The organism is Cognatishimia sp. (assembly GCF_049116455.1).
Taxonomy (GTDB): Bacteria; Pseudomonadota; Alphaproteobacteria; order Rhodobacterales; family Rhodobacteraceae; genus Cognatishimia.
The window spans coordinates 56,627-76,418 of the sequence record NZ_JAGDYW010000003.1 but is presented as its reverse complement, the minus strand read 5'-3'; the positions used below and the strand labels follow the sequence as shown (position 1 = coordinate 76,418).

At 51.9% G+C, this 19,792-nt stretch carries 23 protein-coding genes and 3 tRNA genes; 16 read left to right on the top strand and 10 right to left on the bottom strand.

The genetic code is table 11. The features are described from left to right. Positions 1–20 precede the first annotated feature (20 nt). From JXQ85_RS05135 to JXQ85_RS05110, 6 genes are all read left to right on the top strand, one after another. On the top strand, positions 21–218 hold the full coding sequence (locus JXQ85_RS05135) for a hypothetical protein (protein ID WP_421747810.1): 198 nt from the start codon (positions 21–23) through the stop codon (positions 216–218). 20 nt (positions 219–238) lie between these two features. Then, positions 239–484 (top strand): hypothetical protein, encoded by a 246-nt coding sequence (locus tag JXQ85_RS05130; RefSeq protein ID WP_421747809.1) that lies wholly within the window; start codon positions 239–241, stop codon positions 482–484. 13 nt (positions 485–497) lie between these two features. Further along, on the top strand, positions 498–1,046 hold the full coding sequence (locus tag JXQ85_RS05125) for a hypothetical protein (RefSeq protein ID WP_421747808.1): 549 nt from the start codon (positions 498–500) through the stop codon (positions 1,044–1,046). A 247-nt stretch (positions 1,047–1,293) separates the two neighbouring features. Continuing rightward, complete coding sequence (locus tag JXQ85_RS05120) at positions 1,294–1,575, top strand: hypothetical protein (RefSeq protein ID WP_421747807.1); 282 nt, start codon at positions 1,294–1,296, stop codon at positions 1,573–1,575. 18 nt (positions 1,576–1,593) lie between these two features. Further along, a complete protein-coding gene (locus JXQ85_RS05115; RefSeq protein ID WP_421747806.1) occupies positions 1,594–1,992 on the top strand; it encodes a thermonuclease family protein in 399 nt (132 codons plus the stop codon). 21 nt (positions 1,993–2,013) lie between these two features. After that, on the top strand, positions 2,014–2,619 hold the full coding sequence (locus tag JXQ85_RS05110) for a hypothetical protein (protein WP_421747805.1): 606 nt from the start codon (positions 2,014–2,016) through the stop codon (positions 2,617–2,619). 604 nt (positions 2,620–3,223) lie between these two features. Here the strand turns inward: JXQ85_RS05110 and JXQ85_RS05105 are convergent. Then, positions 3,224–3,793, bottom strand: coding sequence for a YcbK family protein (locus tag JXQ85_RS05105; protein WP_421747804.1), 570 nt, complete (start codon positions 3,791–3,793; stop codon positions 3,224–3,226). A 314-nt stretch (positions 3,794–4,107) separates the two neighbouring features. Between JXQ85_RS05105 and JXQ85_RS05100 the strand changes: the two genes are divergently transcribed. Genes JXQ85_RS05100 through JXQ85_RS05085 form a run of 4 tightly spaced genes read left to right on the top strand, consistent with a single transcriptional unit; the run spans position 4,108 to position 8,367 of the window. Then, positions 4,108–5,718, top strand: a complete 1,611-nt coding sequence (locus tag JXQ85_RS05100) for a L,D-transpeptidase family protein (RefSeq protein WP_421747803.1) — start codon at positions 4,108–4,110, stop codon at positions 5,716–5,718. Between the two features lie 25 nt (positions 5,719–5,743). Then, positions 5,744–6,835 carry a UDP-3-O-(3-hydroxymyristoyl)glucosamine N-acyltransferase gene (locus JXQ85_RS05095; protein WP_421747802.1) on the top strand — a complete coding sequence of 364 codons (1,092 nt, stop codon included), beginning with the start codon at positions 5,744–5,746 and terminating at the stop codon, positions 6,833–6,835. 32 nt (positions 6,836–6,867) lie between these two features. Then, the gene (locus JXQ85_RS05090) at positions 6,868–7,125 is read left to right on the top strand and encodes an acyl carrier protein (RefSeq protein WP_421747801.1); all 258 of its coding nucleotides are present in this window, start codon (positions 6,868–6,870) and stop codon (positions 7,123–7,125) included. A 33-nt stretch (positions 7,126–7,158) separates the two neighbouring features. Further along, positions 7,159–8,367 (top strand): beta-ketoacyl-[acyl-carrier-protein] synthase family protein, encoded by a 1,209-nt coding sequence (locus JXQ85_RS05085; protein WP_421747800.1) that lies wholly within the window; start codon positions 7,159–7,161, stop codon positions 8,365–8,367. 91 nt (positions 8,368–8,458) lie between these two features. Here JXQ85_RS05085 and JXQ85_RS05080 read toward each other — a convergent pair whose 3' ends face one another. After that, complete coding sequence (locus JXQ85_RS05080; protein WP_421747799.1) at positions 8,459–9,022, bottom strand: invasion associated locus B family protein; 564 nt, start codon at positions 9,020–9,022, stop codon at positions 8,459–8,461. A 437-nt stretch (positions 9,023–9,459) separates the two neighbouring features. Between JXQ85_RS05080 and JXQ85_RS05075 the strand changes: the two genes are divergently transcribed. Next, positions 9,460–11,019 carry a helicase HerA-like domain-containing protein gene (locus JXQ85_RS05075; protein ID WP_421747798.1) on the top strand — a complete coding sequence of 520 codons (1,560 nt, stop codon included), beginning with the start codon at positions 9,460–9,462 and terminating at the stop codon, positions 11,017–11,019. Positions 11,020–11,106: 87 nt separating this feature from the next. Here JXQ85_RS05075 and JXQ85_RS05070 read toward each other — a convergent pair. The 3 genes from JXQ85_RS05070 to JXQ85_RS05060 form a co-directional block, all read right to left on the bottom strand. Beyond that, a tRNA-Asn gene (locus JXQ85_RS05070) sits at positions 11,107–11,181 on the bottom strand. Between the two features lie 22 nt (positions 11,182–11,203). Next, positions 11,204–11,278 (bottom strand) — tRNA-Asn (locus JXQ85_RS05065). Positions 11,279–11,358: 80 nt separating this feature from the next. Next, entirely contained in the window at positions 11,359–12,273 is a 915-nt protein-coding gene (locus tag JXQ85_RS05060) for an MBL fold metallo-hydrolase (RefSeq protein WP_421747797.1), read from the bottom strand. 40 nt (positions 12,274–12,313) lie between these two features. Between JXQ85_RS05060 and JXQ85_RS05055 the strand changes: the two genes are divergently transcribed. Continuing rightward, a complete protein-coding gene (locus tag JXQ85_RS05055; RefSeq protein WP_421747796.1) occupies positions 12,314–13,627 on the top strand; it encodes an ATP-binding protein in 1,314 nt (437 codons plus the stop codon). Between the two features lie 51 nt (positions 13,628–13,678). On the opposite strand, the gene JXQ85_RS05050 is transcribed toward JXQ85_RS05055, so the two are convergent. Continuing rightward, positions 13,679–13,755, bottom strand: a tRNA-Ile gene (locus JXQ85_RS05050). A gap of 138 nt (positions 13,756–13,893) precedes the next feature. On the opposite strand from JXQ85_RS05050, the gene purM reads away from it, so the two are divergent. The 3 genes from purM to rnd all read left to right on the top strand — a co-directional run bounded on the left by purM (position 13,894) and on the right by rnd (position 16,797). Beyond that, entirely contained in the window at positions 13,894–14,952 is a 1,059-nt protein-coding gene (gene purM / locus JXQ85_RS05045; protein ID WP_421747795.1) for a phosphoribosylformylglycinamidine cyclo-ligase, read from the top strand. After that, on the top strand, positions 14,949–15,542 hold the full coding sequence (purN, locus tag JXQ85_RS05040) for a phosphoribosylglycinamide formyltransferase (protein WP_421747794.1): 594 nt from the start codon (positions 14,949–14,951) through the stop codon (positions 15,540–15,542). The genes purM and purN overlap by 4 nt, the downstream gene beginning before the upstream one ends. Before the next feature lie 94 nt (positions 15,543–15,636). Beyond that, on the top strand, positions 15,637–16,797 hold the full coding sequence (rnd, locus tag JXQ85_RS05035; RefSeq protein ID WP_421747793.1) for a ribonuclease D: 1,161 nt from the start codon (positions 15,637–15,639) through the stop codon (positions 16,795–16,797). 20 nt (positions 16,798–16,817) lie between these two features. On the opposite strand, the gene JXQ85_RS05030 is transcribed toward rnd, so the two are convergent. Next, positions 16,818–17,330, bottom strand: coding sequence for a hypothetical protein (locus tag JXQ85_RS05030; protein WP_421747792.1), 513 nt, complete (start codon positions 17,328–17,330; stop codon positions 16,818–16,820). 126 nt (positions 17,331–17,456) lie between these two features. On the opposite strand from JXQ85_RS05030, the gene JXQ85_RS05025 reads away from it, so the two are divergent. Continuing rightward, positions 17,457–17,864 (top strand): SufE family protein, encoded by a 408-nt coding sequence (locus JXQ85_RS05025; RefSeq protein ID WP_421747791.1) that lies wholly within the window; start codon positions 17,457–17,459, stop codon positions 17,862–17,864. A 51-nt stretch (positions 17,865–17,915) separates the two neighbouring features. Here the strand turns inward: JXQ85_RS05025 and JXQ85_RS05020 are convergent, their stop codons facing one another. From JXQ85_RS05020 to fumC, 3 genes are read right to left on the bottom strand one after another with little or no spacing between them, the layout of a single operon-like run. After that, positions 17,916–18,134: a ribbon-helix-helix domain-containing protein gene (locus JXQ85_RS05020; RefSeq protein ID WP_421747790.1), complete on the bottom strand. Its 219-nt coding sequence runs from the start codon at positions 18,132–18,134 to the stop codon at positions 17,916–17,918. Continuing rightward, positions 18,131–18,310 carry a DUF4169 family protein gene (locus tag JXQ85_RS05015; RefSeq protein WP_421747789.1) on the bottom strand — a complete coding sequence of 60 codons (180 nt, stop codon included), beginning with the start codon at positions 18,308–18,310 and terminating at the stop codon, positions 18,131–18,133. The genes JXQ85_RS05020 and JXQ85_RS05015 overlap by 4 nt, the downstream gene beginning before the upstream one ends. After that, positions 18,310–19,704 carry a class II fumarate hydratase gene (gene fumC, locus JXQ85_RS05010; protein WP_421747788.1) on the bottom strand — a complete coding sequence of 465 codons (1,395 nt, stop codon included), beginning with the start codon at positions 19,702–19,704 and terminating at the stop codon, positions 18,310–18,312. The genes JXQ85_RS05015 and fumC overlap by 1 nt, the downstream gene beginning before the upstream one ends. Between the last annotated feature and the right edge of the window lie 88 nt (positions 19,705–19,792).

Below are 19,792 nucleotides of genomic sequence, written 5' to 3'. Positions count from 1 at the left end.
TCCGTAAAAGGAGAGAGTGTATGTCTGGTGAATATGATTTCTTGAATGAAATTCAGGATAAACTCGATGAGCACATTAACGAATACATGATGGCCGACACTCCCCCTGATCGCCTGCACTGGATAGAGGTGAGGCTTGCCGCAGTTGCTCGTGCATTAGATACCTCAGCGATTGATTTGAAAGAGGCGCGACTGCGAGCTTTAGGCTTGCGCAAATAGTCCAATAAAGGAGCAAACAGTTGTCAGTAGCACTCAGTACCATTGGTCTGTCGATGGACATACTTGGTTTCGTTTGCCTCTATTTTTTTGGCCTCCCTTCCAGTGCGCCCGACCAAGGGGAGGGGTATGTCGAGGATGGCTCGCTTACTGAACAGCAGAACGCGGAGAGAGCAAAGTTCGAAATTCTTTCATTTTTGGCCCTGGTGTTGATCGTGTTGGGATTTGTCCTTCAAATTGCGGCAAACTTTGCTGGTCATGTCCATTAAGGGAGCGGCGCGATTGAGCACGCCAGAAGCTTTTGTAAAAAAACACGAAAAGCAGTTGCACAGGCTAGAAGGCCTGGTGCGTATGCATCTAAATTACCAACAAGTCATGTTCGCTTTTTCGCGCCTCGATTCAATGGACCCACAAGACGATCCTTCAAGAATTGTCCCGTTTGTCGCCGAGGTCGACTGTTGGACCAGCGTGGTAGCCGTCGGCTACGGTCGAGTGTTTACCGAAGCAGAAGGGGCCTTCAAGATGAGTCGATCTAAAGTTCCTGCGCAATATCGGAATACCCATGATGACGTCATGTCGCTCAGACATGAGATTTATGCCCACACGGGTAATCATGATGAATACCGAACGCGATTGGTATTGGAGGTCACTCCTCATAGTGTTCAAATTGAGCCTCAGTACCAACGTGACATTGTGCTCGGTGCCCGTGCCGGTTGGAAACAATTACTGGAATGGCTCGACGGCGCTATACAGGATCAAATCACAAAGCAACTAATGCATCTAAATACGACCACTGATCGAGAATGGTCGATTAAATCTGAGTCCAACTAAGGAGCAAGACCGAGTTTGTTCAAGAAATTCATTGAACAGAAGGGGCGCGAAACGCTCTTCATGATCTTAATGATCCCTTTCTGGTTTCTCATGCGGTATCCCTTCTACGACGAGGCGGTTTGGGGTAGGTGGGGCGCGAAATTGACTCTTGCCATTCTCGTGGGGGTCCCTGTGTGGGTTGTTTACACGGTCACAAAGTTCATCCGTGATAACCGCAATTAACTAGTGTCCATCAAAGGAGCGGGTTGTGAGCAACGAAGACAAATTTGAGCTTCTGGCAACGATCAAAAAGCTGGAACGACAACGTGCGTTGTTAATGTTCGCGTATTTGGCGGCAGTCGTCGGGGTGGTTGTTCTCTGGCCATCGGATCTAGAGCGCAGCGGTCGAATTGTTAGTTCCGTGCTGTTGGTCGTGGGTGGCTGCATTCATCGTGAGGTAGTCGAGGCAAGGCTTGATGCGGTGCGATCGAGCTTGAGAAATGTATTGATTGCTCGTGACCGGTCTGTCTTGGATGACCCGGATTACTAGTCCAACAAAGGAGGCCGAATGATCCGAGGCACAATCATAGCCCTGTGTAGCGCTCTTGCGTTCCCCGTGACCGCTCAAAGCCTTCACGTTCGTGACGCTGACACAATCGTTGTCTCTGGCACTCCCGTTCGCCTAAACGGCGTTGATGCTCCTGAGCTAGGCACTCGCGCCGGACAGGATGCAAAGCGCTGGATGGTCAACTATCTGCGTGGCAAAGAGATTAATTGTGATCTAAACGGTGAGCGTACCCACGATCGATGGGTGGGCATTTGCTATGCGGATGGCAAAGACATCGGCGCAGCGGTCATAAGGGCAGGGCACGCGCTCGACTGCCGGCGTTATTCTGGTGGTCGGTATCGGAAGTTTGAGACAGCAGCAGCAAAGTCTCGGATCCGGCGTGCAAAATATTGTAGGTAGATTTTTTTGAGGTGATAAATTTTGACGGAAAAACTTTCAAGCAAAACCGGTAACGTCAAACAACCTGTAACTGAAGGCAAAACAAACAAAACCCGAAAGCGGTCTCGCCTAGAAGACATTGCGTTGATAATTGCGTTGTTTTTTTCAGGACTGGGGTTTTTCCTTGCGTTATGGGACCGAATTGACGGGAGAAAGCACGACAGACTTAGCGTTGCGCCTCATGTTTTCACATCACGTTCAAACGAGCAGTTCCCTGGCAGATATCTGCTTGAAATATCAAATACGGGTTTGGGCCCTGCAATCCTTTCGGATTTTCAAATCAGCATTGCCGGTTTTAAGGACGGACTCAATGTACCGCAAGAATGCAACAAATTGGTAATGCCTTGGTCGCTCGCTGGAGCGGGTACAATCGACATTCAATGCAGAACCTTTTCACTAAAAGATGGCGTGTACGTTTTACCCGCCGGTGAAAGTATAGAAATACTAAAGCTAAGGCGATTTGACATAAACGGCGAAGTCTTGCCTGGGCAAGTACTCCCAGAAGATATTGCAAAAACGATCAGCTTTTCGGCAAAGTATTGTAGTATTTACAAAGAATGTAATCGTCTTGGGTATGTACCTGATTAGAAGCGCAGTAGCGTCTCTAAAATTCACTTTGTGCATTCCAAATATTGCCGGAGATCCTTGACCGACCCAGATGATGTTCTATTTCTGTTCCAAATGACAGAGGGAACGAAATTGGCCCGAGGATACATCAATATAGATGAGGTATTGGCCCAACTTAAGGTCGGTAGGGCCGGGGCTGTACAAGTTTGCAGACAGGCAAAAATCAACAGTCCTGAATATAAAGCTGCCAGGGGCGCTATTGATCAGATCGACGTCTTGGCGGAAGCGCTCACCGGTGATTCAAGGTATTTCCATTTGAAGGCTGCAGAGGCTTCCCAACAGCCAAAATAAGATTTGGCCCACGTTTCGCCCATGATACCGGCGTATTTCGCGGGCAAAAAGGGGGCTTCTTAGGGGAAAAGCCCTTATTTTATTGAGGAAAGGCGCAACTGTTCTGCCCTCCGAAGGCAGAGGCCAGAGGTTCGAATCCTCTCAGGTGCGCCATTTTTCTATTCTTCGAGAACATCCACGACCTACCCGTTCACAAGCGCGGTCATGCGGTTTCTGTTAAAACTACGCATAAAAAAAGCGCCCGAAGGCGCTTGTTTTAACGATTTGGTAGGTCTTACCGGCCCCAAGTCCGAACCGGACCGCAATCCATGTGCACAAAGTTTGAGCCGGAGTAGCGTCCAACACCACCCGCGCGGCAGGCGGCGGCGGCTTTAGCGATCTGTCCAACGGAACGATCTCCAAGGCGCAGATCCACGGCCTGACCCTTCATATGCAATGAGTTCTTTGCGACGCCACGAGAGCGGCTGCGAAGCATATTGTTGGTCTGTGGGCTGCGGTAGCCGGACAACATCATATATGGCTTACCTGCATCCAACAGATTGTGAGATGCGGCCATAATATCGATGGTGCGTGTGTCGATTGTTTTCACCCCATCCGTGCGCCAGTCACGCATGAAGTAGTTGATTTCTTTAACGGCTTCTTTGATGTATTTGCCTTCGATCCAGTAAATCGTGTCGATGCTTTCACCGGTTCGGCCAGAATACATGCGCAGGCGGCGAATATCGCCACCCCCGCGCAAAAAGCCCGCTGCATTGGAGAATGTAGGTGCGGCTGTGATGGCCGTAGCTGCAAATGCACCTAGTAGGCCACGCCGCGAAATGCTCGAAGAGCCCTCGGTCGTCATAGTAATTGCGCCTGTCCCGTCGCTTACCTGTCCCACGACATTGCGTGAGTATGTTATCCCCAGATGTGGGCTCGTTATGTCACAAGTTGATTCGTGGACCAAGCAAAAGATTGGTAAGAGGTTCTAATCCAACGAATTTGCGCGAAATTTTGCGCATATTCGAATTTTAGGTAAAGCCCGGGTTAATTCGAGGCCTCTTTGCATCAGACATAAAATGATCCGTGTTTTCAGGAAAATGTGAATGGACTTTTCCCCTTTGACGCGTGAATAAAACCTGTAATCACAAAATTCGTAAGCGAATTGGGGAAATCGACATGCGTGTGTATCGAGGGCTGCCAAAAGCACTGGCTGTTCTATCATTTGTTGTATTTACGAGTGTTAGCGCAACTCCAAGCGTGGCTGAGGTCACTGCTTTTAAACAATCCGTCGCTGAATCCACTGCCAAGGATTCGGACGTTGCTGCATTTTATCGTGACACGGGGTATGCCCCGATCTGGACCGGGAAGGGCAACAAGCCGCGCGATCGTCGCAAGGCACTGTTCGCCGCACTTGAAAATGCGTCTTATCACGGCCTCAGTACAAAACGGTATGACATCGATGGTTTGAAAGCACAGCTAAAAGCCGCCAAAACCAACCGCGACCTGGGTAAGGTCGAAGTTGCCCTGTCTAAAACCTTCGTAAAATACGCCCGCGATATTCAAACCGGCATGCTGGTTCCAAAACGTGTGGACGCCAATATCGTGCGCAAGGTGCCTTACCGTGATCGTAAAGCTTATCTGGCCAACTTCGCCAAAAGCTCTCCGCGCAATTACATCAAGTCTTTGACCCCAAAGTCACCGGAATACACGCGCTTGATGAAAGAAAAGTTGAAGCTTGAAAAGCTGCTTGGCAAAGGTGGCTACGGTGAAGTTGTTAAGGCGTCGAAGCTAGAACCTGGCGCAACGGGCCCAGCGGTTATTCAGCTACGCAATCGCCTGATCAAGATGGGCTTTATGAAGCGCAGCTCGACAAAGACCTTTGACAGCACCATTCAGAAAGCCGTTCAGCAGTTCCAATTGGCCAACGGTTTGAACCCGGATGGCGTTGCGGGCAAAGGCACGTTGGAAGAGATCAACACGCCAGTTCAAGAACGGCTACAATCCGTTCTGGTGGCGTTGGAACGCGAGCGCTGGACCAACCGTCCAGAAGGCCGCGGCAAACGCCACGTCTTGGTAAACCTGACTGATTTCTCTGCTGTCATCATGGACAATGGCAAGGAAACCTTCCGCACGCGCACCGTGATTGGCGCGAAGAAAAGCGACCGGGTGAGCCCTGAGTTTTCTGACACGATGGAACACATGGTGATCAACCCAACTTGGAACGTACCGCGTTCGATCGCCACAAAAGAGTATCTGCCGATGCTCAAGAAAAACCCAAATGCCGTAAGCCATTTGAAACTGGTGGATGCACGGGGACGCACGGTGAGCCGCGCAAATGTGGACTTCTCTCAGTACACAAAGGCGAGCTTCCCATTTAACATCAAGCAGCCGCCAAGCCGTTCAAACGCGCTTGGTCTGGTGAAGTTCATGTTCCCGAACAAGTACAACATTTACCTGCATGACACACCGGCCAAGAACCTGTTTTCGCGTGAAACCCGCGCCTATAGCCATGGCTGCATTCGTCTGCACAAACCGTTTGAATTTGCCTACGCACTGCTGGCCAAACAAAGCAGCAATCCAAAAGGTGAATTCCATGGTCATCTAGATACGGGTCGTGAAACCACGGTGCCGTTGAAATCTCAGGTGCCTGTGCACATCATTTACCGCACAGCATTTACTAAGGCGAAAGGCCACATGCAGTATCGCCGCGACGTCTATGGTCGTGATGCGAAAATCTGGAAAGCCCTCTCTAACGAAGGGGTGGCCTTGCGCGCGGTTCGCGGGTAAAACCTCCCCAAGTTTTGGGGGTTTAATGGCTTATACCATTTCAGACATTGCAGAGGCTCTGGGGGCACGCGCCCTTGGAGCCTCTGATATTTTGGTCCAGCGTGTCGCAGAGCCTGCAGAGGCGACTGCAGATGATCTGGCACTGGCATTAAATCCTAAGTTTGCAGATGGCATCAAAGAAGGCAAAGCCCGTGCGGCCGTGCTGTGGGACGGGGCTGATTGGCAGGCCATGGGGCTTGAAGCCGCCATCACAGTGCCACGGGCACGCTTTGCCATGTCAGGCTTGACACGCAAGTTCGATTTAGGCCACGGCCAAAAACCAGGCATTCATCCAAGCGCTGTGATCGATCCGGATGCCACATTGGGTGTGAATGTCAGCGTGGGTCCAATGACCGTGATCGAAGCTGGCGCCATGATTGGTGACAACGCTCAGATCGGCGCGCAGTGCTATGTTGGTATCGATGTATCGCTGGGGGCGGGCGCTGTATTGCGCGACAATATCAGCCTGCTGGCGCGTGTGCGGATTGGCGAAAACTTCTGGTGCCATTCTGGTGCGCGCATTGGGGGCGACGGGTTTTCTTTTGTGACCCCCGAAAAAAGCCATGTGGAGACTGCACGGGAAACTCTTGGGCAGGAAGTCACAGCGGACAGACAAAGCTGGGTGCGGATCCACAGCCTTGGCGCGGTTCAGATCGGTGACAATGTCGAAGTGGGCGCCAACACTACAATCGATCGCGGCACCATTCGCGATACCAAGATTGGAGATGGCAGCAAGATCGATAATCTCGTTCAGATCGGCCACAACGTCGTCATTGGCAGCAATACCTTGCTCTGCGGTCAGGTCGGTGTCGCAGGATCTACACAAATCGGAAATAATACCGTGCTTGGCGGACAGACCGGCGTCGGCGACAATTTGAAGATTGGCGACAATGTCATTACCGGGGCTGGCACGATGGTGCTGTCAAATGTGCCTTCGGGTCGGGCCATGCTGGGCTATCCCGCCACGAAAATGGAAACCCATATTGAGGCCTATAAGGGCTTGCGCCGCCTTCCGAGGCTCGCGAAAGACGTAGCTGACTTGAAGAAAGCTATTTTAAATCGCGGCTCGAAAGACTAAATCACTCTGCAAGTCGGGCGAAAGGAAAAACGATGAGCGTCAAAGACAAGATCATTGAGATCATTGCCGAGCAGGCCGTACTGGAGCCTTCTGACGTGACAATGGAAAGCACTCTGGAAGATCTGGGCATCGACAGCCTCGGTCTGGTCGAGAGCATTTTTGCCATTGAAGAAGCCTTTGATATTACCGTGCCGTTTAATGCCAACGAGCCAACTGAAAGCGATTTTGATATCTCTTCAGTGGCGACAATTGTGGCAGGCATCGAAAAGCTGGTCGAAGACCAAGCTTAAGCGCCGCACCGGATCATCTGAAAGAAGACTGTCATGAAACGTGTCGTAATCACCGGGGCAGGGACGATCAACGCCCTTGGTCACAATGTCCAAGACACATGGTCTGCCATGAAAGAGGGCAAATGCGGCATTGGTCCTCTAGAGATGCGCGACGTTGATCGTTTGGCGATCAAGATCGGCGGGCAGGTCACAGGTTTTGAGCCAGACAGTCTGTTTAACCGTCAGCAATTGGCTCTTTATGATCGCTTCACACAGTTTGCTTTGCTGGCAGCGCGCGAGGCGGTGGCGCAATCAGGTCTCGAATTCTCTGGCGAGATGGCAGCGAAGTCTGGCGTTGTGCTTGGTACCTCTGGCGGGGGTATGCAGACTCTGGATGAAAACTACCGCACTGTTTATGAGGATGGTAAAAACCGGGTTCACCCGTTTGTTGTGCCTAAACTTATGAACAACGCCGCCGCCAGCCATATCTCGATGGAATTTAACCTGAAGGGACCGTCCTTCACCGTTGCGACAGCCTGTGCAAGCTCCAACCACGCTATGAGCCAAGCGTTCCAGATGGTGCGCTCTGGAATGGCACCTGCGATGGTCACGGGTGGTTCTGAAAGCATGCTGTGCTTTGGTGGCGTCAAGGCCTGGGAAGGTCTGCGCGTGATGTCCAAAGATGGCTGTCGTCCGTTTTCGGCCAACCGCAATGGCATGGTCCAAGGCGAAGGTGCGGGCGTCTTTGTGTTTGAAGAATACGAACACGCCAAAGCTCGTGGTGCTGAGATTCTAGCCGAAGTCGCTGGCTTTGCCATGAGTTCAGATGCCAGCGATATCGTCATGCCCTCCAAACAGGGCGCAGCGCGGGCCATTTCAGGCGCATTGAAGGATGCACAACTTAATCCAGAAGACGTGGGATATGTGAACGCACATGGCACGGGAACAGCTGCCAACGATAAAACCGAATGCGCAGCGGTTGCTGATGTCTTTGGCAAACATGCAGACAGCTTGATGATCAGCTCGACGAAATCCATGCATGGCCATTTGATCGGCGGCACTGGCGCGGTCGAACTTCTGGCCTGCATCATGGCCCTTAAGGAGGGCGTCATCGCGCCGACTGTTGGCTATGAAGAAGCAGACCCTGAATGTGCGCTAGATGTGGTTCCAAATGAGGCACGTGAGGCCAAAGTGGAGGCGGTTCTATCCAACGCCTTCGCATTTGGTGGTCTGAACGCAGTACTGGCACTGCGCGCGATTTAACAGCATCTGCGTACTTCACTGGAATTGATAAAGGGCTTCCAACCGGAAGCCCTTTATCGTTTCTTCTGCCGCGTTCAATTTCACGCAGAGGTTATTGAGACATCCGTTCAAAAGCTTTGGTAAAGCCACTCAGAGACATTTTAATGTTGATTGGTTGGCCCGGCGCACTCATGTGTGCCAGCGTTACTTCTGCTTCGGCACCTTTCTTGAGGCCAGTCACATCTTCTTTGGTCAGACCAACACGAGACACGCAGCCGTCAGGCAAACAGAACGCAAATGGGTAGGCTTTGCCCAAAGCGCCATCAATGCTGATCGTCAGTTGTGCCGGCAACAACGTACCAAGAGGCGCTATAATCGTACCACCGGCAAAGACCTGCGACTGACCGGTAACGGGAAACAGGTTTACTTCAACAGCTGGTGTTTCCTGACTATTCAACAAGAGTTGCTGCATTTGGCACCGCTCACCTTCAGGCAACTGCTGACAATTCACTGTCCAATCGCCGAAGGTCTCGCTGACGACTTCTGGCGCAACAGGTTGACCTGTTGCAAGATCAGAAGGTGCCTCTGTCGTGTCGGTCGCCGTGTCCTGAGCGAACGCAACAGTTGGCACTGTGAATACAGCGGCTAGCGCAAGTTTCTTAATAGGTCCGAGCATACTGCCCCCAATTGATGAATTCTTTAACGTGGAGTTATCACGTAGAAATCAAAGTGTCAGTTTTCAATTGGATGTAAAACCTTGAGCCCGCGCACATTTCGCGAAAATTCGCCGAAAGCAAAGTACAGGCTAGGTCGTTTCAAAAAAAGAGAAAGCCCAAAAAAGTTACAGGGGCCAGAGGCCCCTATAACGTATTTTTCTCCCCGTCGGACTGGCCGACTTATTTTATGTTTCGGACGCTAAGATGAATTGAGCTCTCGGTCAACGGTGTAGAGTGCATTTTTCTTCACAATTGCGATCAACTTTGTACTGAATCGTAAAAAATTCAAAGAAACAGCGATTTACATTGAATTTGCGGCCTAATTTTGCAGTCTCTTAGTCAACAAGAATGCCAGTTTGGGACAGGTTTGCGCCCAACATGATACGAAGGGCTAAACATGGAAAATTCAATTTTTCTTGGAGGGGGTGGCGAAGACTATGCCACCAAACAATTTCTGAACCTCAAATATGCAAATCGCCACGGTCTGGTCGCCGGCGCAACCGGGACCGGTAAAACCGTAACCCTGCAGATCATGGCCGAAGGGTTTTCCAATTCTGGCGTTCCGGTGTTCATGGCCGATGTGAAAGGCGATCTTTCAGGTCTCGCGGCTGCTGGCAGTACCGATTTCAAACTGCATGATGCGTTCACAAGTCGCGCCCAAAAAATCGGGTTCACGGATTATTCCTACGAAGACTTCCCAGTCACGTTCTGGGATCTCTTTGGCGACCAGGGCCATCCGATCCGCACTACAATTTCCGAAATGGGTCCCTTGCTAATTGCACGCCTGTTGGAACTATCGGAGGCCCAAGAGGGCATCTTGAATATCGCCTTCCGATTGGCTGACGAAGAAGGCCTGCCACTGTTGGATTTGAAGGATCTTCAAGCGCTGCTGGTCTGGCTTGGTGAAAGCCGCAAAGATCTGTCTCTGCGCTACGGCAATATTTCAGTGCAATCAATTGGTGCAATTCAACGCCGTTTGATGGTGCTTGAAAACCAAGGGGCCGCTGGGTTCTTTGGCGAACCTGCGCTTGCGCTCAGTGACCTCATGCGCACGGATGAAAATGGGCGAGGACAGGTGAACATTCTGGCGGCTGACAAGCTGATGGCCTCACCACGGCTCTATGCGACCTTCCTTTTATGGCTACTCAGCGAGCTCTTTGAAGAGCTTCCAGAGGTCGGCGACCCAGATAAACCAAAACTCGTTTTCTTCTTTGACGAAGCCCATCTGTTGTTTGAAGACGCCCCAAAGGCACTAGTCGACAAAGTCGAACAGGTCGCGCGCCTGATCCGATCAAAAGGGGTTGGCGTTTACTTCATCACTCAAAGCCCGGCTGATGTACCTGAAGATATTCTGGGCCAGCTTGGCAACCGGATCCAGCATGCTCTACGTGCCTTCACAGCAAGAGATCGTAAAAACCTGCGCATGGCCGCAGAAACCTATCGCGACAATCCGCGCTTTTCGACCGAAGAGGCAATCAGAGAAGTCGGTGTGGGTGAGGCGGTGACCTCGACTCTTCTGAAGAAGGGCGTGCCTGGGATCGTCGAGCGAACATTAATCCGCCCGCCATCTTCTCAACTGGGGCCCATCACAAAGTCAAAGCGTAAAGAAATCATCAATTCCAGTGACTTGAATGAGAAATATAAAGCAAAGGTTGATCGCAAATCTGCCTTTGAAATCCTGAAGATTCGCGCTGAGGAAGCCGCAAAAGAGGCTGAGCGTTTGGAAGCGGAAGAAGAGGAAATGTCAGTCGCAGCGCGTGAATATTCCTCTGCACGTCGGTACAGTGGATCCCGCGTTGGTCGCTCTTCAAGTCGCACCTCAACCCGTCGCGCTAGTCGATCTTCCCAGAAAAGTTTCGGGGAACAGATGACCAAAATGGTTGTCAAAGAGCTGACTGGCACCACCGGACGTAAAATCGTACGCGGTATCCTTGGTGGCCTTTTCAAAGGCCGCTGAAGGCAACTCAAATAGCAAAATGCATGGCGTTTCAGGAGCTGTTATAAGCGCCTGACGTCATGACATTTTTCGGAAATTACCCACATTTGGCTCCGGCGGTAGGGATCGAACCTACGACCAATTGATTAACAGTCAACTGCTCTACCGCTGAGCTACGCCGGAACAAATGCGTAGGTATTTATGTTGGCTCCGGCGGTAGGGATCGAACCTACGACCAATTGATTAACAGTCAACTGCTCTACCGCTGAGCTACGCCGGAACAACGAGGGACCGTATAGCTAACGAATATTTCGCCGTCCAGAGGCACTGTTACATTTTTTTCGTTTTCGCGTTAATTTTTTACATCAACTCGAATGTTGCATTTATTTCAAAGGCTTGCTGTTGTTTCACAATCCCACGTCCGAAAAGGTCAACCAAGTGTGCTAAAACATTCCGCTCTGCAGCGGGCAAAAGTTTTGGGTTCACATCCTGATAAATCAACGCCGCAAGAGATCCGGCAGTGGCCGGGCCTTTCTTAAGAGCGGCCAAGATATCCGCCTCGCGCCCACGCCTATGCGTGATTAACCAATTCAGACGCTCATTTGGATTTAAAATCGGTGCCCCATGCCCCGCATAAAAGACCCTCCAAGATCTCTGCGCAAGGCGCTCACAAGAAGCCATGAAATCGGTTAAGTCACCATCGGGAGGCGAGACCAATGAGCTCGCCCAGCCCATGATATGATCCCCTGTGAAACAGGCGTCCCTCCAAGCTAAAGAAATGTGATTGCCCATATGACCAGGCGTGTGAATCACTTGCAGGTCTCGTCCTTCGACAGCCAAATGATCCCCGTCTGCAACGACGCGGTCAGGATTGAAATCGATGTCGACACCTTCGCCACCACCCAATTCACTTGTTTGCAACAAAGCTGACATCGCTGTACTGCGCCCAGCATCCGATCGACCAAAGGCTATGATCTCTGCGCCCGTTTTTGTTTTCAAAGGAGTTGCCAATGGAGAATGATCTTTGTGGCTGTGGGTCACAATAATCTGAACAATTGATTGTTCAGGTGTTAGAGCACCCAAAATGGCCTCTAGATGCGCCTCGTCCATCGGGCCCGGATCAATTACTGTAATTTCTTTGTGGCCCAAGAGGTAGGTGTTTGTCCCCCAATAGGTCATCGGCGATGGGTTGGGCGCTAAGAGCACTCTGACGTCTGGTTCCAATTGCAGAACTTCACCGGCGGTCGGCGGGTTTTCGTCGATCACATCAGACATCCTGTTTCCTTCTTGGCCCATTCCCAGCTAGGTTTACCCCATGAACTTTGCTTGGCTCAAACGTTACGTGCCGCGCGGTCTTTATGGCCGGGCCGCCTTGATCCTGATTTTACCGGTTGTGACATTACAACTGGTTGTTTCTGTTGTCTTTATTCAACGACACTTTGAAGGGGTGACAGCGCAGATGACGCAGTCGCTTTCAAACGAATTGCGCCTGATCTTACGTCAGATCGACGAAGCACCGTCACAAATCGCGGCGATGGAGCAGATTAAAACCGCTTTGGTGGAACTGGATTTGGAAGTGCGGTTCGTGGAAGACGGACATTATGACCCACAACGTCGTTGGTTTGATTTTTCAGGGACCGTGGTGACGCGCGTCTTACGTGACGAACTTCCAAGCGTAGTCTCTGTTCAGTTGCCAGATGACGAACTGACTCGTGCCGTAACCCAAACCCGATTTGGCATGGCCTTTATTGATATTGATCGTCGACGGGTATCTGCCACCAATCCACATCAGCTGCTGGTGAATATGGTGTTCTTTGGCGGGCTGATGACTTTGATAGCTTTTGTATATCTGCGCAATCAACTGCGGCCCATCACGCGTCTTGCCAATGCAGCCGAGGCCTTTGGACGGGGACGTCATGTCCCGTATTCGCCAGCGGGTGCATTAGAGGTACGCGCCGCTGGTGGGGCCTTTTTAGACATGCGTGCGCGGATTGAACGTCAGATTGAACAACGCACCTTGCTCTTATCAGGCGTCAGCCATGATCTGCGCACGCCCTTGACGCGCATGCGGTTGGGGTTGTCATTCCTTGACGATGAAGACCGTATTCCGCTTGAGCGTGACGTAGACGATATGCAGCGCATGTTGGATGAGTTCCTCAGCTTTGCGCGCGGTGCCAGCGAAGTCACACCCGAAGAGGTCGCATTTTGTCCTTTCTTTGCCGATATCGCCAAAGGGCTTTCGACGCCTGACCAAACCGTTCATGTGACTGAGTGTTCGGTACCGGGATCATTGATGATCAAAAAGATGGTTTTGAAGCGGGCGGTGCAGAATCTCGTGAACAACGCACTTCGCTACGGCGATACGGTGCAGATCAGCGCGATTCAGATGAAAAAGTCAGTGATCATTCGCGTTGAAGACAACGGCCCGGGCATATCTGATGACAAACGCGAAGAGGCTTTGAAACCTTTCACCCGTTTGGAACCAGCCCGCAATCAAGACAAAGGCAGTGGCGTAGGCCTTGGACTTTCGATTGCAGCTGACGCGGCGCGCGCGCATGGCGGCGTGTTAAGATTGGATAAAAGCGAAACACTTGGTGGCCTTCAAGCGGATATTGTGATCGCTATTTAACACAATCTTTCAATATCTTATTTCGATCTGTTCGGTGGGTAACGATGGATTTGGTAGGCCCGGCAGGACTTGAACCCGCAACCAAAGCGTTATGAGCGCTCTGCTCTAACCAATTGAGCTACAGGCCCACCGTGTCGCCTTTGCTAGCACAACCGCGGGGCGGGTCAAGCGGATTTGGCATCGAAAAATGCGCCTTTTTTGTGCCAGCCGTTGCCCTTTAACGCCCCATGGTTTAGGGGCATCGCAACAGCGATTAGGAGACCCCGATGACCGCCCCCACAAACGACGGTAAGAACGGCATTACCTATGCCGACGCAGGTGTTGATATTGATGCAGGCAACGCATTGGTTGAGCGCATCAAACCAGCTGCAAAACGGACCACACGGTCAGGTGTGATGGCGGGTCTGGGCGGTTTTGGCGCTTTGTTTGACCTAAAAGACGCAGGCTACAAAGACCCAATTCTTGTCGCGGCAACCGACGGCGTTGGCACCAAGCTGCGCATCGCAATCGACACAGGCAATGTTGATGGTGTTGGCATCGATCTCGTCGCCATGTGTGTGAACGATCTGGTCTGTCAGGGCGCTGAGCCACTCTTTTTCCTCGACTATTTTGCAACCGGAAAGCTGGAAACAGAAACGGCTGCACGCATCATCGAGGGCATCGCGGAAGGTTGTTACCAGTCTGGCTGCGCATTGATCGGTGGTGAAACCGCTGAAATGCCGGGCATGTATGAAGCGGGCGATTTTGATCTTGCGGGGTTCTCTGTCGGTGCAATGGAACGCGGCGCGGATCTGCCCGCTGGTGTTGCTGAGGGCGACGTGTTGATTGGCCTTGCGTCAAACGGCATTCATTCCAACGGCTACTCGCTGGTGCGCAAACTGGTCGAGGTCTCTGGCCTGAAGTGGGAAGACGATTGCCCTTGGGACGAAGGCACGTTGGGCGCGTCATTGCTGACGCCAACACGTCTATATGTGAAACAAGCGCTAGAAGCCGTGCGGGCAGGGGGCGTGCATGCGCTGGCCCATATCACCGGCGGTGGCCTGACGGAAAACCTACCACGCGTTCTGCCAGATAACCTGGGCGCTGACATCGATCTGAACGCTTGGCAGCTGCCAGCAGTTTTCCAATGGCTATGCAAGACCGGTGGCATGGATCAAGCCGAAGCATTGAAAACCTTCAACTGTGGTGTTGGCATGATCCTGTCCGTGGAAGCTGATCGCGCAGAGGCTTTGACTGAACTTCTGCAAAACGCAGGCGAAACTGTTTACCAGCTAGGCACTGTGACCCAAGGCGAGGGCGTGCGTTACACAGGGTCTTTGCTGTGAAAAAACGCGTCGCGATCTTCATTTCCGGCGGCGGATCAAACATGGTCCGCCTCGTAGAAGATATGCAAGCCGGCGGTCACGATGCAGAACCTGTCTTGGTTCTGGCCAATAGTGCTGATGCGGGCGGGCTAAAAAAAGCGGCGGATCTCGGTGTTCCGACGGCTTATGTGGATCACCGCCCTTTTAAAGGCGATCGCGAAGCCTTTGAGGCGGCGCTTCAGGAAAAAGTCATCGCTGCAAAGCCAGACATTCTGTGTCTTGCAGGGTTTATGCGCGTTCTGACAGAGGGTTTTGTCGCCCCATGGGAAGGCCGCATGCTGAACATTCACCCGTCGATCCTGCCAAAATACAAAGGCCTGCACACCCATGCGCGTGCTTTGGAGGCAGGTGATACAGAACACGGCTGCACCGTGCATCTGGTTACGCCGAAACTGGACGATGGCCCCATTCTGGGACAATCTAAGGTTCCAGTGCTTAAAGGCGATACACCAGACTCACTTGCAGCGCGCGTCCTTGTTCAAGAGCACCTACTTTACCCAGCTGTCCTTCGGAATTTTGCCGCTGGGAACACAGATATGATCACGCTCTGATCTCGCGCGGGGCTGTTTTATTGCATTTGTGTCAATTTGCACGTAAGCCTTGAGATAGGGCACCTAACAATTAAAAAACGAAGACAGCCGCTTTATGAAAACACTGACAACGACGGAAGAATTAGCGCAGTTCTGTAAAGACGCGCGTCAACATCCCTATGTCACGATCGACACCGAATTCCTGCGTGAACGGACCTATTATTCCAAGCTCTGTCTCGTGCAACTGGCATTTCCGGGTGAAGGCGATGAAAACGCAGTCCTTCTAGATCCGCTGGTAGATGGTCTGTCGTTAGAGCCGCTGTATGATCTCTTTCGCGACACCAACGTTGTCAAAGTCTTCCACGCCGCGCGCCAGGATCTAGAAATCTTTTTCGTCGAAGCAGGCGTCTTTCCCGATCCGCTCTTTGATACCCAGGTCGCGGCCATGGTTTGCGGCTTTGGCGAGCAGGTTGGATATGAAACTTTGGTGCGTAAAATCGCGCGCCAAGGCCTTGATAAATCAAGTCGTTTCACCGATTGGTCCCGCCGTCCATTAACCGATGCTCAAAAGAAATATGCGCTTGGGGATGTGACCCATCTGCGCAAAATCTATGAGTTCTTGGCAGAAAAGCTCGAAGAAACCGGCCGGGCACGCTGGGTAAAAGAAGAGCTTACCGTTCTCACCTCGCCAGAAACCTACACAATCAAGCCAGAAGACGCATGGAAACGTGTGAAGACGCGCACGACCACGCCGAAGTTTCTGGCGATTGTGCGCGAACTAGCAAAGTTCCGCGAGGCGCACGCGCAAGGTAAAAACATCCCGCGTAATCGTGTCTTCAAAGACGATGCAATGATCGAATTGGCGTCCACAAAACCGCAAAACCTTCAAGATTTGGGACGCTCGCGCCTGTTGCTACGCGAAGCGCGCAAAGGTGATATCGCCGACGGTATTTTGAACGCGATCAAAGCCGGCATCAATTGCCCACCAGCGGATATGCCAAAGGTCAACAAGGCCAAAGACAATCAACAGGTGAACCCAGCGCTTGCAGATCTTTTGCGCGTGTTGCTGAAGTCTAAGACCGAACGGTCTGGCGTGGCGAGCAAGCTGATTGCGACGGCATCTGAACTCGATGCCATTGCCTCAGGCGAGCGTGATCTGCCATCTTTGAAAGGATGGCGTCGTGAGGTTTTTGGTGAAGATGCACTGCGTCTGTGTGATGGCGAAATCGCGCTATCCGCAAAAGGCAGCGCGATTAAGATCGTCAAACTTCAGTAATTCATTGCAGCGTCACTAGATCAGCGACGACGCACCTGCATTGCATTGTTCTGACCCACAATGCGAATGGTGCGCACACCATTCAAATCTTGAGTGGTGCGGAAACGCGCAATGTTGATTTCCCGTGACCGTTCAGGCCCTTGACGGAATCCTGTAGGCTGGATCGCTTCAAGGCGGTACGTCAGAACACCATCAACTGGCAGTTCTTCGTCATTCTCAGGGGTCAGACGTGTTTCAAAAGCACCCTGTGTCTGTGCCGTTCCTAAAACGCGTATGATGGCCCCGCCAGATACGCGTTCGATTTTGACATCGTTGATGGTTAGAACAACAGTGCCAGGATATTCGTCGGCGCCTCGGCGTTCAAAGATGCTTTGGCGCTTTTGAGGGATCAGTGGATTAACCTTTTCTTGAGGTACGTCGACTTTCTCAGCACGGCCAAACCAATTGAACGGATTTAGTCGCGACTCGGCTACGCGACCGCAGCTGGTCAATGCGATGGATGACACCAAAAGGATCCCAAGAGTTCTGCGCATTGTTTGCCTCAAAATTGCTTTGACTATGAGTTAACGCATCGCTCGCGTTTTGAAAAGCCGCAAGGCAGCTCTGGACCTTTTGTGCTTTGCAAATTAGGTCAGGGACAACATCACGAGGACAGAGCCATGGCCACCGCAGCCTTTGAAGAGATCGTAGAAGATTTTGAATTTCTAGACGACTGGGAAGATCGCTATCGTTATGTGATTGAGCAGGGCAAGGCGATGGCACCTTTGGATGATGCGCTGAAAGTGGCCAGCACAAAAGTTGACGGCTGCGCCAGTCAGGTCTGGCTGCACCCTAAGATCGAGAATGGCGTTCTAAGCTTTGACGGCGATAGCGATGCGATCATTGTGCGTGGGCTGATTGCCGTTTTGCGCAAGCTTTATAACGGGCTCGCATTGGCCGATGTCTTGGCAGTTGATGCTCATCAGGAACTTGCACGACTGGGGCTGAATGAACACCTATCGTCGCAACGCTCAAACGGCGTGCGCGCGATGATTGAACGGGTGCGTTTGGTGGCAGCCGAAGGCTGATTAGCTCTGCGCCTAGCCTGCGGCGCGAGAATGTTTACAACGAAGAAGACACTAGCTGGTGCTTCGATAATGTCGGAGCACAAAAAGGCGGATCGCACTAGCGAGCCCTGTGTCCAGATCACGATCTGCATCAATTTGAGCGGCCAAGACATTGATTGGCAATTTCTTTTTCGCCGCGATCTCTTTGAAAGCAAACCAGAAATCGTCCTCTAAAGAAACGCTTGTGCGATGGCCTTTGAGGGTGAGTGAACGTTTGACAGGACGGCTCATGGTTCGTCCCGCTTTGCACCATCAAGGCGGCGCTTTTCAATTTCTGAGAGCTTTTTCTCTGCGTCCTTCTGAGCTTTGGTGCGCCCATGGGATACAGCGTTTTTATCGGCGCGGGCTTTTTTTTCAGCCCGCGCTTTTTCTTTTCGAAACCGGTTCAGGTTGACCGGTTGCGCCATTAGTCTTTTGGACCAATCATCTGCTCTGGACGCACAACCGCATCAAAGGTGGCTTCGTCCACAAACCCAAGCGCCACAGCTTCTTCTTTCAGAGTGGTGCCGTTCTTATGGGCTGTCTTCGCAACTTTGGTCGCATTGTCATAACCAATGGTTGGCGCCAGCGCTGTTACCAGCATCAGGCTTTCTTTCATCAGTTTGTCGATGCGTGGCTCATTTGCTTTGATGCCGTTCAGCATACGCTCAGTAAAGCTGTCTGCCACATCGCCCAAGAGCTGCATGGATTGCAGCAGGTTGTAAGACATCATTGGGTTATAGACGTTAAGTTCAAAGTGACCCTGAGAGCCCGCGAAAGTCATCGCAGCGTTGTTGCCCATCACATGAGCTGCAACCTGTGTCATCGCTTCCGCCTGAGTTGGGTTCACCTTGCCCGGCATAATGGAAGAGCCTGGCTCATTTTCAGGCAGGATCAGCTCGCCGAGACCGGAGCGTGGACCTGAACCCAAGAAACGGATGTCGTTGGCGATTTTGTACATGGAGCCGGCAACAGTTGCCAAAGCGCCAGACATAAAGACCATGGCGTCATGGGCTGCCAGCGCTTCGAATTTGTTTGGTGCGGTCACAAATGGCAGGCCAGTGATTTCTGCCATATTGGCGGCAACTTTTTCGCCCCAGCCATGCTTGGTGTTCAGACCGGTACCAACCGCTGTACCACCTTGCGCGAGCTCATAGATGCCGGGCAGAGCAGCCTCAACGCGCGCAATGCCCTGACGGATTTGATGCGCGTAGCCACCAAATTCCTGACCCAGAGTCAGTGGCGTTGCATCCTGTGTATGCGTGCGACCGATCTTGATGATGTCTTTGAATTCTTCAGATTTGGCTTCCAGACCTTCCGCCAATTTGGTCAGACCCGGCAGCAGCACATCACGCACGGTCATGGCCGCACCGATATGCATTGCGGTTGGGAAAGTGTCGTTAGATGACTGACCCATATTGCAATGATCGTTCGGGTGTACTGGATCTTTGGAACCAATCACGCCGCCAAGGATTTCGATCGCGCGGTTCGCGATGACCTCGTTGGAGTTCATGTTGGACTGTGTGCCAGACCCGGTCTGCCAAACCACCAGTGGGAAGTTGTCGTCAAACTTGCCTTCAAAGACTTCGCCCGCCGCCTGAATGATCGCATCACCGATCTTGGCGTCCAGCGCGCCGCTTTCTTTGTTGGCCATAGCGCAGGCCTGTTTGATCACACCCAATGCGCGCACGATCGCTACCGGCTGCTTTTCCCAACCGATTGGGAAGTTCATAATAGAGCGTTGCGTCTGCGCGCCCCAGTATTTATCGGTAGGAACTTCGAGCGGGCCAAAGCTGTCGGTTTCGGTACGGGTGTCAGTCATCGTGATCTCCGGAAACTTAATTTAGGCAATGTTCTAACGTTGATACCGTAAGATGCAATACTGTATACCGTTGAATACTGTAAGATTG